14 protein-coding genes are annotated in these 13863 nt (G+C 64.1%); 13 read left to right on the top strand and 1 reads right to left on the bottom strand.

Annotated elements, in window-relative coordinates; genetic code table 11:
- The first annotated feature begins 203 nt into the window (after positions 1 to 203).
- Genes HU773_RS15515 through gspN form a run of 12 tightly spaced genes read left to right on the top strand, consistent with a single transcriptional unit; the run spans position 204 to position 10994 of the window.
- Positions 204 to 1856 carry a bifunctional UDP-sugar hydrolase/5'-nucleotidase gene (locus HU773_RS15515; RefSeq protein ID WP_115128388.1) on the top strand — a complete coding sequence of 551 codons (1653 nt, stop codon included), beginning with the start codon at positions 204 to 206 and terminating at the stop codon, positions 1854 to 1856.
- Positions 1853 to 2272 carry a general secretion pathway protein GspB gene (locus tag HU773_RS15510; protein ID WP_225923791.1) on the top strand — a complete coding sequence of 140 codons (420 nt, stop codon included), beginning with the start codon at positions 1853 to 1855 and terminating at the stop codon, positions 2270 to 2272. The genes HU773_RS15515 and HU773_RS15510 overlap by 4 nt, the downstream gene beginning before the upstream one ends.
- A 7-nt stretch (positions 2273 to 2279) precedes the next feature.
- Positions 2280 to 4229, top strand: a complete 1950-nt coding sequence (gspD, locus tag HU773_RS15505) for a type II secretion system secretin GspD (protein WP_120733350.1) — start codon at positions 2280 to 2282, stop codon at positions 4227 to 4229.
- Between the two features lie 5 nt (positions 4230 to 4234).
- Positions 4235 to 5683 carry a GspE/PulE family protein gene (locus tag HU773_RS15500; RefSeq protein WP_081044222.1) on the top strand — a complete coding sequence of 483 codons (1449 nt, stop codon included), beginning with the start codon at positions 4235 to 4237 and terminating at the stop codon, positions 5681 to 5683.
- Entirely contained in the window at positions 5683 to 6885 is a 1203-nt protein-coding gene (gspF, locus tag HU773_RS15495) for a type II secretion system inner membrane protein GspF (protein WP_120733348.1), read from the top strand. Before HU773_RS15500 ends, gspF begins: the two co-directional genes overlap by 1 nt.
- Positions 6886 to 6914: 29 nt before the next feature.
- Entirely contained in the window at positions 6915 to 7373 is a 459-nt protein-coding gene (gspG, locus tag HU773_RS15490) for a type II secretion system major pseudopilin GspG (protein ID WP_269835616.1), read from the top strand.
- Between the two features lie 2 nt (positions 7374 to 7375).
- Positions 7376 to 7825: a type II secretion system minor pseudopilin GspH gene (gene gspH / locus HU773_RS15485; RefSeq protein ID WP_169989783.1), complete on the top strand. Its 450-nt coding sequence runs from the start codon at positions 7376 to 7378 to the stop codon at positions 7823 to 7825.
- Complete coding sequence (locus tag HU773_RS15480; RefSeq protein WP_057440952.1) at positions 7822 to 8187, top strand: type II secretion system protein; 366 nt, start codon at positions 7822 to 7824, stop codon at positions 8185 to 8187. The genes gspH and HU773_RS15480 overlap by 4 nt, the downstream gene beginning before the upstream one ends.
- Positions 8184 to 8774 (top strand): prepilin-type N-terminal cleavage/methylation domain-containing protein, encoded by a 591-nt coding sequence (locus HU773_RS15475; protein WP_057440954.1) that lies wholly within the window; start codon positions 8184 to 8186, stop codon positions 8772 to 8774. The genes HU773_RS15480 and HU773_RS15475 overlap by 4 nt, the downstream gene beginning before the upstream one ends.
- A gap of 14 nt (positions 8775 to 8788) precedes the next feature.
- Positions 8789 to 9898: a GspL/Epsl periplasmic domain-containing protein gene (locus tag HU773_RS15470; RefSeq protein ID WP_186625212.1), complete on the top strand. Its 1110-nt coding sequence runs from the start codon at positions 8789 to 8791 to the stop codon at positions 9896 to 9898.
- The gene (gene gspM / locus HU773_RS15465; protein WP_115128383.1) at positions 9895 to 10326 is read left to right on the top strand and encodes a type II secretion system protein GspM; all 432 of its coding nucleotides are present in this window, start codon (positions 9895 to 9897) and stop codon (positions 10324 to 10326) included. The genes HU773_RS15470 and gspM overlap by 4 nt, the downstream gene beginning before the upstream one ends.
- Positions 10323 to 10994, top strand: a complete 672-nt coding sequence (gene gspN, locus HU773_RS15460; protein WP_186625210.1) for a type II secretion system protein N — start codon at positions 10323 to 10325, stop codon at positions 10992 to 10994. Before gspM ends, gspN begins: the two co-directional genes overlap by 4 nt.
- A 64-nt stretch (positions 10995 to 11058) precedes the next feature.
- Here gspN and HU773_RS15455 read toward each other — a convergent pair whose 3' ends face one another.
- Positions 11059 to 11979, bottom strand: coding sequence for a LysR family transcriptional regulator (locus HU773_RS15455; protein ID WP_057959324.1), 921 nt, complete (start codon positions 11977 to 11979; stop codon positions 11059 to 11061).
- Positions 11980 to 12106: 127 nt separating this feature from the next.
- On the opposite strand from HU773_RS15455, the gene HU773_RS15450 reads away from it, so the two are divergent.
- Positions 12107 to 13858, top strand: coding sequence for a DUF1302 domain-containing protein (locus HU773_RS15450; protein WP_186625208.1), 1752 nt, complete (start codon positions 12107 to 12109; stop codon positions 13856 to 13858).
- Positions 13859 to 13863 lie beyond the last annotated feature (5 nt).

Here is a 13863-nt window from a genome sequence, read left to right as displayed (position 1 = left end):
TTTTGAAAGGAGCCCGAACTCTAAGAGCCGAATGTGATGATTCGCGGTCGGTTTTGTTAAAAATGTATTTAAGTTTAATTTTTTTATTTCCTTTTGTTGCAAATTTGCATATTTCACTCCTGTTAAAAAACTGACATTAAACCGTCATTAATTGACCCCCACTATGCCGCCCTTAAAGCAGTTAGCCTCAGGGTGAGAGATCAATGGTTTCAATGGTGCGGCGCGATGTATTGGGATGGATGACGCTGGGCGCCTGTGCCCCGTGGCTGGCCGGCTGCTCCAGCCGGGGGGCTGCGGCGGGGCCTGCGGACAGCCAGCCGGTCGACCTGTTGTATATCGCTGACACCCTCGATGCACGCCTGCCGGGTCGCCCGGTGGTGCCCGCCACACGCCTGGGGCCGGCGACGCGCATCGGCCAGGCACCTTGGATTACCGGGGCCAATGCGCGTTTTCGCCAGGCCGATGGCAGCCAGTTGGATGGCCTGCTGGATGCCTCCTTAAGTGACGGTGTGCAAACCGGCGGCTACGCGGTACTCGGCGCGGTGTTGCAACGCCTGCGCGATGAAGCCGGGCCTGAGAATAGCCTGACCCTGGAAAACGGCCAGTGCTGGAATGGCAGCGGCCTGGCCTACCTGACCCGTGGCCTGTCCGGGGTCCAGGGTAGCCAGTTGCTCGGCAGCGAAGTGCGAGTCAGCAGCGACGAGCGCGTGCTATGGCCCGAACAATGCCAGGGCCTGTACCAGCAATTCGGCCACCCGGTGCTGGGCGCCGGGCTGGCCAGCGCCAGCGCGCAACGCCTGGCCACCCCAGGCATGCAGGTGTTCCGCCGGGGCGGCGTGCGCATCGCTGTGGTTGGCATTACCGACCCTTATGCGCGGGACCAGCAAGGATCCTTGAAAGAGTGGTTGCACAGCCTGCAACCGGTGCTCACCCAGGCCCGCGAAGAAGCCGACCTGGTGGTGGCCCTGGCCGATGTCGGTACCGGCCCGGGCTTCTGGCTGGCCGAGCGCCTGAGTCAGGTGGACTTGATGTTGTGTGCCCGTGGCCAGGACCTGTGGCCGCAGCCGGTAGAAATCCTGCAAAGCTCCGGCAAGCGCGTCCCGGTGGTGCTGGGCGGGACCCGGGCCAGCGGCGCCTTCCGTATCCGCTGCCAGGCCCAGGCCGGGCAATGGCGCTTTGATGCGCGCTTTTTTGCGGCCCAGGCCAGTGCGTTGGACGCTCCCGCCCAGGCCCACGCCCAGCGCCTGCAACCACGCCTGCAACAACAGCGCGCAGCCCACGCGGCGTGGCTCGACCAACCCTTGGCCAAGGCCCCGGAAAACCTCTGGCGCCGCGATGTACGCGCCGGCAGTTGGGATCGCCTGTTGCACCAGGCCCTGGCCCGCGAGCCCAAGAGCGCGGTACTGCTGCCGGGCCTGCGCTACGACAGCCCCTTGGCCCGTGGCCAGATGATTACCCGCGAACACTTGATCAGCCTGAGCGCCAGCTACCCGGCGCCGGTCGTGGATGTCCCGGCGCAGCAGGTGCGCCAGGTCCTGGAAAACGGCGCCGAACAGCTGTTTGGCGAACCACTGCTATTGGATAACAGCCAGGACTTGCCACGCTGGCTCGGCCAACCCTGGCAGGTCACCTATAGCCCGGGCGGCAAGCGGGTCAGTGAGTTTGCCGAGCCGGTCGGCACCTGCCGCACCTTTGGCCTGGGCTTTGCCGCCGATGCCGGGCAACCGCTGTGGCAGCACCTTGAAGGCTGGTTGCGCGAGCAGCCGGCGGATTGGCAACTGGCGCCGCTGCAATTGCCCGAAGTGCGCTACGTGCAGGGGCATCCGGGATGGCATCCACGGAGCCTGGTCAGTTGAACCGTGCGGGCAACCTGCTGCTGGCAACGCTCCTGGCCTGGCTGGCAGCGCAATGTGTGCTGCAACTGTGGCACGGCATCGCGCAACCGATCGCGCTAAACCCGCCAGCGGCGCCGGTCGCCGACCTGTTGAGCAACCACTGGACACCGCGTCAGGCCCCCAGCGACGACCTGCCGTTGACCACCCTCAAGGTCGATTACCTGGGCAGCCTCAAGGCCACGCCGTTGCGCGCCACGGTACTGGTCCTGCGCTATCAGCAACAAGAACGCACGCTGACCCTGGGTCAGCGCCTGGCCCCCGGCATCGTCCTGCAAGACATTGATGACCAGGGGCTGATTTTCGACAATCAAGGGCAGCGCGAGCGCTTGCCATGGCCGACTGAGCGACCGGTGATCGGCCTCAAGCGCAAGGAATGAATCGACGATGCACATGATCAATAAATGCCTGGGCCTGAGCGCATTGTGCCTGGCCTTGAGTGTGACTCCAGCCCACGCCGAAGACGCGCCGGCCTTGTATGAAGTGAACTTCATCGACACCGAACTCACGGACTTTATCGACAGCGTGTCGCGCATCACCAACACCACCTTCATCATCGACCCACGGGTCAAGGGCAAGGTCACGGTGCGCAGCCTCGATATGCTTGGTAGCGAGGCCATCTATGACATCTTCCTCGCCCAGTTGCGCGCCCAGGGTTTTGCTGCGGTCAACCTGCCCAATGGCAGCGTGAAAATCGTGCCGGACCAGGCCGCGCGCCTGGAGCCGGTGCCGGTGGAGTCTGCACGCCAGGCCGTGCAAGCCAACGATGGCATGGCCACCCGGGTATTCAGTGTGCGCAACGCCGCCAGTGAACAGATGCTCAATATCCTCAAGCCGCTGATTGACCCCCGGGTGGGAGTGATCAGCCCGTACCCGTCGGCCAACCTGCTGGTGATCACCGACTGGCGCAGCAACCTCGACCGTATCGATGCGCTGTTGCAGCAACTCGACCAGGTCAGCCAGGAGCCCCTGGAAGTGCTGCCCCTGGTCAATGCCAGCGCCAATGACACCGCACAATTGATGACCCGCCTGCTGGCCCGCGAGCAGGGCGCCGATGGCGCGCAGGTGGTTGCCGACCCGCGCAGCAACGCGTTGCTGGTACGCGGCAGTGCCGACAGCCGCCAGCGGGTGCGCGCGTTGCTCAAGCAATTGGACCAGCCACAAACTGCCTTGCGACCTTCGAACACGGTGGTGATGTACCTGCGCCATGCCAATGCGGCTGAGGTGGTCAAGGTGCTGCGCGGCTTGAGCCAGGACACCCCGGGCGCCGGTGGCGAAGGCGTGCCCACCGAAGGTGCGCCCAAGCAGATGGCGGTCAGCGCCTCAGGCATTCGCATGGAATCGGAGGAGGGCACCAACGCCGTGGTGATGGTCGGCCCGGACAGCGAAATCGCCGCCTACCGCACCATCGTCGAACAACTGGATATCCGCCGCGCCCAGGTGGTGGTGGAAGCAATCATCGCCGAAGTCTCCGACACCCGCGCCCAGGAACTGGGGGTGCAATGGCTGTTTTTGGGCGATTCGTTTGGCGGCGGCGCGGTGAACTTTACCAATGGTGGGACGAGCATCGCTGGCCTGGCCGGGGCCGCTGGCAGCGGCGACACCGCAGGCCTGGGCAAGCTGTTGGCCAATGTGCCAGGGGCGACCGCCGGCTTCGGCAAGCTCAATGGCGGCGGGCTGAACTTCCTTGCGCTGCTCAATGCGTTGAAAAGCGAAAGTGGCTTCAACCTGCTCTCGACCCCGACCCTGCTGACCCTGGACAACGCCGAAGCGTCGATCCTGGTGGGCCAGGAAGTACCGTTTGTGACGGGCTCGGTGACACAGAACAACACCAACCCCTACCAGACCATCGAGCGCAAGGAAGTGGGGATCAAGCTGCGGATCAAGCCGCAGATCAATATCGACAACACCGTGCGCCTGGACATCGTGCAAGAGGTCTCGTCGATTGCCGAGAGTACCGGCGCCAGCGATGTGATCACCAACAAGCGCGAGATCAAGACCAAGGTCATGGTCGAAGACAACGGCCTGGTGGTGCTGGGCGGGCTGATCGGCGACGAGGCCAAGAACAGTGACCAGCGTGTGCCGTGGCTCGGCGATATCCCAGGGGTAGGGCGGCTGTTCCGCTCCAACGCCAGCCAGCGCACCAAGCAGAACCTGATGGTGTTTATCCGCCCGCGGATCATGCGCGACGGCGAAACCCTGGCCCAACTGAGCAGCGAGAAGTACCGCAACCTAAAGGTCAATTCGAACCTGGCATTGCCCGCGATCTCCGATAACAACGCCTTGCTGCGCCTGTTCCCGGCCAGCCGCGAGCGTCTCGACGAGGGCGTGTGGTGAGTACGTTGTTGCCCTATAGACTGGCACGCCAGGCGGGCCTGGCGCGGGCGCCGGGCGCGCAAGGCTGGACCTTGTGTTTGCGCGAGGATGTCGACACCGACGCCTTGCAGGAAGTGCTGCGCGTGCATGGCCTGCCGACGCTGGTCGAGCACCTCGATCCGGCCCAATACGAACTGCGCCTGGGGGCGTTGTACCAGGCCGGCGAGTCGGCCACGGCAGCGTTGATCGAGGGCATCGGCGAGCAGGTCGATCTCGACAGCCTGATCAACGAACTGCCACGGATCGAAGACCTGCTGGAGAGTGACAACGAAGCGCCGGTGATCCGCCTGATCAATGGCCTGTTCGCTGAAGGCCTGCGTTTGCGGGCCTCGGATATCCATATCGAGACCTTCGAACAGAGCCTGGTGGTGCGCTTGCGGGTGGACGGCCATCTGCGCGAGATCCTGCGCCCGCCACGGGCCTTGTCGGCCATGCTGGTGTCGCGGATCAAGGTCATGGCGCGCCTGGATATCGCCGAAAAACGCCAGCCCCAGGACGGGCGCATTACCTTGCGCTCCGGCGGGCGCGAGGTGGATATCCGGGTTTCGACCTTGCCCGGCATTCACGGCGAACGTGTGGTAATGCGTGTGCTGGACAAGCAGGCCAACCTGCTGGACCTGAACAACCTGGGCATGCCTGCAGAGGTCGAACAGGCCCTGCGCGCCTGCCTGTCGCGGCCCAACGGGATCTTGCTGAGCACCGGGCCCACCGGCTCGGGCAAGACCACCACGCTGTATGCCAGCCTGAATGCGCTGAACGATGGTTCGTGCAATATCCTCACCGTCGAAGACCCAGTGGAGTACGCGATTACCGGCATCGGCCAGACCGCGATCAACCCCCGCGCCGGCATGACCTTCGCCAGCGGCCTGCGGGCGATCCTGCGCCAGGACCCGGACGTGATCATGCTCGGCGAAATCCGCGACCAGGAGACCGCCCAGATCGCGGTGCAAGCCAGCCTCACCGGGCACCTGGTGCTGTCGACGCTGCACACCAACAGCGCGGTGGGCGCGGTCACGCGGTTGCGGGACATGGGCATCGAACCGTTCCTGATCGCCTCCAGCCTCAAGGGCGTGATGGCCCAGCGTCTGGTGCGGCGTTTGTGCCATTGCGCAACGCCGGCACCGTTGCTGGCCGCCGAGCGCCAGTTGTGGCCGGAGCTGGCCCTGCTGGAACACAGCTTTCACCCCCAGGGCTGCGACGACTGCCAGGGCAGTGGTTACCACGGGCGGATCGGCCTCTATGAATTCATCACCCTGGATGCCGGCTTGATCAGCCTGTTGTACGACGGCGCCAGCGAAGCGGCCATGCACGAATACCTCGCCGACAAGCGCCAGAGCCTGACCGCCATGGCCACCGAATGCCTGCGCCGTGGCGAAACCAGCCTGGAGCAGGTTCTGCGTGCGGTGCGCGACTGATGCCGACCTATCGCTACCAGGCGCTGGACCTGCGCGGCAATCGCCGCAAAGCCAGCATCCAGGCGGAAAGCGAGCGCCATGCCCGGCAACTGCTGCGTGAGCAGGGCCTGTTTGCCCGTGAGTTGCAGGTGCAGGGCGCAAGCCTGTCGAGCCCGCGCGGGCAACGGTTGAACCATGGGCAGCTGTGCGAATTGACCCGCCAGTTGGCCACGTTGTTGAGCGCCGGCATCCCCTTGGTGGATGCCTTGGCCACCCTGGAACGCCAGTTGGCGGAGCCGGCGATTCGCAACCTGCTGGTGGCGGTGCGCGGTGCCCTGGGCGAAGGTTTGAGCCTGGCCCAGAGCCTGCGCCGCCAGGGTGGGCAGTTCAATACGCTGTATTGCGCACTGGTCGAGGCCGGCGAGCGCTCGGGCAAATTGGCGCCGGTGCTGGAGCGCCTGGCCGAGCACCTGGAGCAAGTGCAGAAACAACGGCACAAGGCGCGCACGGCGTTGATCTACCCGGCGGTGCTGATCCTGGTGTCGCTGGCGGTGGTGATCGGCCTGATGACCTTTGTGGTGCCCAAGCTCACCGAGCAGTTCAGCCACACCGGGCAAAGCCTGCCGCTGATTACCCGGGTGCTGATCGGCGCCAGCGAGGGCCTGGTGATGCTCGGCCCGTGGTTGCTGGGGCTGGGCTTGTTGCTGGCGCTGGGCGCGCGGGTGTTGCTGCGCCAGGCGGTATGGCGCTTGCGCCGCGACAGCCTGGCCTTGCGCCTGCCGCGTATCGGCGTGCTGTTGTCGGTGCTGGAAAGCGCACGGGTCTCACGCAGCCTGGCGATTTTGCTCGGCAGTGGCGTGCCGTTGCTCGAATCCCTGGAGGTGGCCACCGCCACGGTTGGCAACCGGCAGATCCACCAGGCCCTGGAGGCGGTGCGTGAGCAGGTCGAAGGCGGCGTGACCCTGTACCGCGCCCTGAGTGCCAGCGGGCACTTCCCGCCAATGCTGCTGAACATGGTCGCCAGCGGCGAGGCCAGCGGCACCTTGCCCGACATGCTGGAGCGCGTCGCCGACAACCAGGAGCGTGGGTTTGCGCGCCAGGTCGACCTGCTGCTGGCGTTATTCGAACCCCTGATGATTCTGCTGATGGGCGCGGTGGTGCTGTTCATCGTGCTGGCGGTGTTGCTGCCGATCATGCAGCTCAATCAGGGCCTGAGCCTTTGAACAGACAACCTGAAAACGGAGAACTTGAAATGCAAAAGCACGCCATGCCTGGCAATCGTGCGGTCAAGCGTCGCGAGCGCGGCTTTACCCTGATGGAAATCATGGTGGTGATTTTTATCATCGGCCTGTTGATCGCGGTGGTTGCGCCCAGCGTACTCGGCAGCCAGGACAAAGCCATGCGCCAGAAGGCCCTGGCCGACCTGGCGACCCTGGAGCAGGCGCTGGATATGTACCGCCTCGACAACTTGCGATTCCCCACCTCGGAGCAGGGTTTACAGGCCCTGGTCAGCAAGCCGAGCCTGGAGCCCTTACCGCGCAGTTGGCGTGCCGACGGCTACATCCGCCGGCTGCCTGAGGACCCGTGGGGCAATGCCTATGGCTATCGCACCCCGGGGCAGCATGGCCGGGTGGACCTGTTTTCCCTGGGCGCCGACGGCCAGGAAGGCGGCGAAGGCACCGACGCCGATATCGGTAACTGGGACCTCTAGGCATGCAGCGCAGTCGCGGGTTTTCGCTCCTGGAAATGCTGGTGGTGTTGTTGATCGTCGGCTTGTTCAGTGCCCTGGGCGTGGCCTACCTGGACGCCGGCCAGGCGCCGATGCGCCAGGCCCTGGCCCAACTGGCCAGCGAGGCGCGCAGCCAAGCGGCCCAGGCGCGGCATGCCGGGCAGTTGCTGGGCTTGCGCTGGAATGGCCGCAGCCCGGAGTTCGTACGCTGGCAGGTGGGCCGGGGCGCGCCTGGGTGGCAGGTCGCACCCTCGCGCGGCGCGCCCTGGCCGGCCGGCTTGCAACCTGACTGGCCGGTGAGCCGCGAGCCCCAGGTGATGTTCACCCCGTCGGGGCTGGCCCGCCCGGTGTCACTCACCTGGCGCTGGGCCGAGGGCCGCCAGCGTTGGCAATGGCAAGCGGACAACACCTTGCATATCGCGACCCTGCCATGAAGCGCCAGCGCGGCTTTACCTTGCTTGAAGTCATGGTCGCCCTGGGGATTGCCGCGTTGATGGCGGTGATGGTCAGCCAGTTGTTGCGCCAGCGCATCGCCACCCATCAAGCGGTCGCGCAACATCGCCTGGGCAGTTTGTGCGCGCGGGAGCTGGAGACGCGGTTTGGCGTGGAACAGTACTGGCCGCAGATCAATGCGGTGAGCGGCGAGCTGCGTCAGGGGCCTGCCACCTGTTACTGGCAACTGACCCTGGGCAACACCGGGGTCAACCGCTTGCGCCGGGGTGAGTTGAGCTTATTTGCCGATCCCCAGCAGCGTCAGCCCCTGGGTCAGTTCAGCCTGTTCCTGGTGCGCCCATGAAGGCGGCGCAGCGTGGCCTGACCCTGATTGAACTGTTGGTAGCCATGGCCCTTACGGCGGTGGTCGGGGTGTTGCTGGCGGCCTTGGTCAATGGCTGGGTCAAGGTGCGTGAGCGCCTGGACGAGCCCGGCAGCGAACCCCAGGTATTGGAGTTCTGCATGGCCCTGGAGCGCCGCTTCGATGGCCTGGTGTTGCGCCAGTTGTACGAGCAGCGCTTGCCCCTGGACCTGGCGTGGCTGGAGTGGCAGCCGAGCCTTGGGCAATTGCAGTGGGTGGCCCTGGGCGCCTGGCCGCCGGCTGAGGGTGCGTCGCGCGTGCAACGTCAGCGCCTGCTGTTCGATGCGCGCCAGCAGCGCTTGAACCTGCTGGTCTCGGCCGACCTGTACGCCGCCGACAAGCCGCGCTGGCAACTCAAGGAGTCACTGGCGCCGGTCGAGCGCGCCACGTTCAGTTTTTACCAGGGCACGCGTTGGCTGGCCTTTCCTTCTACTGTTGCCGCCCAGCCCAATCGCGGCGTGCGGATCGAGTTCGAGCACCATGGAGCCCCTTATGTCTGTACTTTCGCCTTGCCCGATACCCAGCCATGAGCCGGAGCGCAGGCATGTTTGAGCGTCTGCGGGGCAAACCGCGGGAATGGTTGCTGGTGCGCCCACCGGCCACCGCCGAGGACCGTTGGCAGTGGTTGCATTACAGCGCGCACCGGGCTTGCGCAAGCGGCGCCTGGCCGCCACCGTCGGCGCTGCTGCAATTGCCGGGTGCCTTGATTATTCCAGCGCTCGATTGCAGTCACTTCTGCCTGCCGGCGCCGCCGGGGCTCAAGCGCCACGAGTGGCCGCAGTTGTTTGAAGAGTATGCGCAGCAGCCTGGCGAAGCGTTGCTGGTCAGCTGCCTGTCCCGCGAGGCCGGGCAGCTTGAGTTGTTGGTGATGCAACGCGAGCAGGTCCAGCAATGGCTGGCCGAGTGTGCCGCGCTTGGGCTGCAGATCACCCATGGCTGGGCGGAGTTGCAGTTGTTGCCGCCAGCAGAGCCTGGGCAGGTGGTGGAGTGGCGGCGCGAATCGCTGCGTTGCCTCAAGGCGCATTCCCGGCAATGGTTGGTGTGGCCGCCGGTATTGGGTGAGCGCTTGCCCCAGGCTTGGCGCGACCTGCCTGGCGAGACGCTCGAGGGCGACTGGCCGTCGCGCCTGGCGCGCCTGGAGCAGTTGCCCAGTGTGCTGGAGGGTATGCGGCCGACGCGTACACGGGGGCCGCGAGCGCCACGGGTGAGCCGCGTACAACGACACTTGCTGCTGGGTTGCGTGGCGTTGGCGGCGTGTTGGAGTGCGGTGTATCTGGTGCAGAGTCTGCGCCAGGTTGATGTTTGGAAAGCCCAGGTCAGGGCGCTGGCCGGGCCGGCCAACAACCCGCAACAGGCGCGTACGGCCCTGGCGCGGGTGCAGGGCGAGGCGACCGAATGGCAGGTGCGTCAACAAAAAATCGTGGCCCTGGAGCAGGCGCTCTCGGGTTGGTTGCAGCAGCAACCGGGCTGGTCGGTGTCGCGCATCGAGTTTGACGGCAGTCGTTGGCGCCTGGCCTTGCGCGGCAATGGCCCCCAGCCGCTGCCCGCCGAATGGCAGGCCATGGCCCAGGCTGCCGGCGCGCAATGGACTGACCAGGCGCAACATGTCGCCGGTCAACTGCACCTGAGTTTTGATCTGGGAGAACAACCATGAAAGCCCGGATGCTGGAGTACCTGGCCCACTTCAACCAACTGCCACCCAAGCGCCGCTATGGCCTGTTGGCCGGCTGGTCAACCGTCGGGCTGTTGTTGCTGGTGCTGCTGACACGGCCGCTGCTAGCGGCCTGGCAGGATGCCCGCCAGTGGCAGGCGTTGGCGCAACAGGCCGGCGCGCTGGTGCCGCCAGCGGCGTTCTCCAACGAGCAGTGGCAGGCCCTGGCCGTGTCGCGCCAATGGGTACTGACCCGCGTTGAACAGCAGGGCGACCGCTGGCAATTGCAGGGCGAGCTACCGGGGCCCCAGGCCCTGCAGCTGCTGCTACGGACCGTGCAAGAGCAGGGTGGGCGACCTGTGCAGTGGAGCCTGGAGCAGGGCGGCGGCCAGGGTTATGCCTTCAGCCTGGAAGTGGCGGCGCGGCCATGAGTCGCGCGGTCATCCTCTGGGGTATTTGGGTGTTCAGCCTGACCGTGCTGCTGGAACTGCCGGCCGCCTTCGTTGCCCGCCAGTTGCCATGGCCGACCGGCTGGCAGCCCAGCAGCGTTTCGGGCAGCCTGTGGACTGGCCGTGCGGCACGCGTCGGAGCCCTGGCGCCGGTGGACTGGAAGATCCGGCCGTGGGCGGCGCAAGTGAACCTGGGCTTTCAACAGCGCATCTGGGAGCTGTCGATCCATGGCTGGCCGTGGAACTGGCAGGCGCAGATGGCACCGCGTGCGGTCAGCGCCTTGCCCGCGCCGATGTTCGTGCTGGACGGACGTTGGGAAGGGCGATTGCAGGTCAATGGCGCGGGCATGAGTTGCCTTCGGGCCGAAGGTGAATTGCTGGGGCACGAGCTGGCGCTGTTGAGCCCGTGGCTGGTCAAGCTGGGCAATACCCGGATCGAGTTGCAGTGCCGGGATGGGGTGCAGTTGCTAGCGGATCTGCAACTGGCTGGCGAGCATCATTTCAAGGTCGAAGCCAAGCCACAGCGGTTGCAAGTAGACGGGCAGGTGGAGCCGGGTGCTGCCGTGATTCCGCTATTGGTGCAGGCGCGATGGCTGCAGCCCGCTGCCCAGGCGTTCAGCAAGGTGCTGGGTAAACCGTTAGTCCAGTAAGAGCCATTTTACCGGTGATGGCGCCGGGCTTGGGGGCCTCATGCCCATCGCCGGCACCTACAGATCACGCATTGGCAATGATCGAGTCCACCGCCTGCTGGGCAATTGGTGACAGTGTGCGCCCGGCCTGGCACACCATGGCGTTTCTGATGGTCAACAGATCCGCCGGCCAGCCAGGTTGGATGAACGGCATAAGGTCCACCAGCAACCCATCACGCAGGTCCTGCTCAAGCCAGGAACACCAGGTCAAGAGCAGCGAGTCGCTGGTCAATGTGGTTTCGCGTAACAGGTTCAGGTCGTTGGAGCTCAAGGTCCATGGCAGCCGCGTCCCGGGTTTCAGGTCAAACAGGGCATATAGCGATGCCTCGCTTGACGGTGTGACGCCGCTCCATGGGTACTCCAGAATCTGTTCCCGAGAGATCGGCCGGTCCTGTTGCGCCAGGGGGTGATCGCGGCGGCAAAAAATCGATGCCGCTTGCGGCGGCAGGTGGGTGATGGAAAAGCGTGGATCGAACTCCTGGTCGGCACGCAGTGTGGCGACGACAAATTCCAATTGATCCGTTTCCAGTTGATGGGACAGATGCTCCCAGAAATTTACCTGAACACTGAGCACCAGCCGGGGAATGCTTTTACGCAGCTTGACCAGTACGTCTGTGGTGTTGAGGTTGGCGGCCATCGGCGTCACGCCAAAGCGCAATTCGCCGCCTTCGGTACCTGCCAGGTCATTGGCCTGGGCCTGCATTTTTTTTGCACAACTGAGCAGTTCATGGGCACGCCCGATCAGTTGTTTCCCGGCCTCGGTCAGTGTCACTGAACGCGTGTCCCGGTCGAACAACCGTACGCCCAGATCAGCCTCCAGCGATTGAATACTGCGACTGAAAGCCGTTTGTGAAAGATGGGCTCGGGCCGCAGCGCGGGAAAAATGCAGTTCCTCGCTCAGATAGACCAGATGGCGAACCCGCTTTAAATCAATTGAGTCGTCCACTGCATTAATCATCCTTCATATTTGCATTGGACAGCTTTAACACGCTCCCAGAAGATTCTCCAGCGCCAACATCGCCCGGCAGGCCACGTGTACTGCCTTCAATAATAAAAAACGATGGGGAAGTTCTGTGGCAAACCACTTTCAGTTTGATCGAGTGCGGCCCTGTGCATTGACCGCCGTCCTCGCACTCGGTACCAGCATCCAGGCCCAGGCCATCAGCTTTCACGTTGGTGAAATCGAGGGGCAATTCGACTCTTCTTTATCCATCGGCAGCAGTTGGGCGCTACGCAATGCAGACTCGGCCTATGTGGGCACCTGGAACGGCGGCCATGCTTCGAGCCAGAGTGCCGATGATGGGCGCATGAACTTTCGCAAAGGCGAGACGTTTTCGAAGATCTTCAAGGGCGTGCACGATCTGCAGTTGAGCTACGGTGACAGCGGCGTGTTCGTGCGCGGCAAGTACTGGTATGACTTCGAGCTCAAGGACGAAAGCCGCCGCTCTCTGCCTATCAGCGACAGCAACCGCAAGGAAGCGGCCAAGGCATCGGGTGCGCAAATCCTTGATGCGTTTATCTATCACAACTATTTCATCGACGGCCAACCGGGCAACGCGCGGGTGGGCAAGCAGGTGGTCAGTTGGGGGGAGAGCACGTTTATCGGCAACGGGATCAATGTGATCAACCCCACCGATGTCGCCGCTTTGCGTCGCCCGGGCGCCGAGATCAAGGAAGGGCTGATCCCGGTCAACATGCTGTTTTTATCCCAGGGCTTGAGCGACAGTGTGTCCGCTGAAGTTTTCTATCAGTTGGAGTGGGACCAGACGGTCCTCGATAACTGTGGCACTTTTTTTGGTTCAGACGTGATGGCCGATGGGTGCAGCACGCGCATGGGCTTTTCGCCGCCCTGGGACCCCAGCGGCCAGTACCACTTCACGCGCGGGGCTGATCGCGATGCGCGTGACAGCGGCCAGTTCGGTGTGGCGCTGCGGTGGCAGGCCGAGGCACTGAACAATACCGAGTTTGGGCTTTACGCCCTGAACTATCACAGCCGCGCGCCCTTTGTTGGCGGCCGGGTAGGAGACAGCCCGTTTGCGGTCAAGCCCGGTACCCAAGCGTCGAGCGCTGAGTATTTCATCGAGTACCCCGAAGACATCCGCCTCTACGGCCTGAGTTTTGCCACCACCCTTGGCGGCACCGCTGTTTCCGGTGAGCTGAGCTATCGACCGAACATGCCGCTGTCCCTCAATGGCAGCGATGTGACGATTTCCGCCCTGGCCGGTTCGATGGCGGCGGACCTGGGGAGCCCGATTTTTGCCAGCGGTTTTGCGCGGCCGGTGCCCGGTGAAGATTTCCATGGCTATGTGCGCAAGCCCGTGAGTCAGGCGCAGGTCACGTTCACCCACTTTATCGACCAGCTGTGGGCTGCCGAGCGCCTGACGCTGATTTCCGAGGTCGGCTACAACCACCTCAGTGACCTCAACAGCAGCGCGCTGCGCTTTGGCCGTGACAGCATTTTCGGTAACGGCGAGCTGCCGGACAACCGCAATTGCCCAACCATGGCCAACCCGGTCAACCCGCAAAACTGCAATGGCAAAGGCTTCTACACCGCCAACTCCTGGGGATACCGGGCGCGCGCCATCCTCGACTATCAGAACGTGTTTGCCGGGGTGAATCTCAAGCCCAGCCTGTCCTGGTCCCACGACGTGCAAGGTTATGGCCCCAACTTCAACGAAGGCAGCAAGGCCATCAGCCTTGGCCTGGATTTGGATCTGAAAAATACCTACACCGCGAGCCTGTCTTACACCGATTTCTTTGGCGGTGATTACAACACCGCGACCGACCGCGACTTCGTGGCCCTGAGTGTGGGCGTGAGCTTCTGAACCTG

This window comes from Pseudomonas shahriarae, assembly GCF_014268455.2.
In the GTDB taxonomy this organism is placed as follows: domain Bacteria; phylum Pseudomonadota; class Gammaproteobacteria; order Pseudomonadales; family Pseudomonadaceae; genus Aquipseudomonas; species Aquipseudomonas shahriarae.
The sequence above is the reverse complement of the archived record's forward strand: the minus strand, read 5'-3'. Positions and strand labels throughout refer to the sequence as shown.

Coding starts and splice junctions, on each gene's coding strand:
- gspG (WP_269835616.1), top strand. CDS start 6,915: ATGCAAAAGCACGCCATGCCTGGCAATCGTGCGGTCAAGCGTCGCGAG.
- gspH (WP_169989783.1), top strand. CDS start 7,376: ATGCAGCGCAGTCGCGGGTTTTCGCTCCTGGAAATGCTGGTGGTGTTG.
- HU773_RS15515 (WP_115128388.1), top strand. CDS start 204: ATGGTTTCAATGGTGCGGCGCGATGTATTGGGATGGATGACGCTGGGC.
- gspD (WP_120733350.1), top strand. CDS start 2,280: ATGCACATGATCAATAAATGCCTGGGCCTGAGCGCATTGTGCCTGGCC.
- HU773_RS15475 (WP_057440954.1), top strand. CDS start 8,184: ATGAAGGCGGCGCAGCGTGGCCTGACCCTGATTGAACTGTTGGTAGCC.
- gspN (WP_186625210.1), top strand. CDS start 10,323: ATGAGTCGCGCGGTCATCCTCTGGGGTATTTGGGTGTTCAGCCTGACC.
- HU773_RS15480 (WP_057440952.1), top strand. CDS start 7,822: ATGAAGCGCCAGCGCGGCTTTACCTTGCTTGAAGTCATGGTCGCCCTG.
- gspF (WP_120733348.1), top strand. CDS start 5,683: ATGCCGACCTATCGCTACCAGGCGCTGGACCTGCGCGGCAATCGCCGC.
- HU773_RS15470 (WP_186625212.1), top strand. CDS start 8,789: ATGTTTGAGCGTCTGCGGGGCAAACCGCGGGAATGGTTGCTGGTGCGC.
- gspM (WP_115128383.1), top strand. CDS start 9,895: ATGAAAGCCCGGATGCTGGAGTACCTGGCCCACTTCAACCAACTGCCA.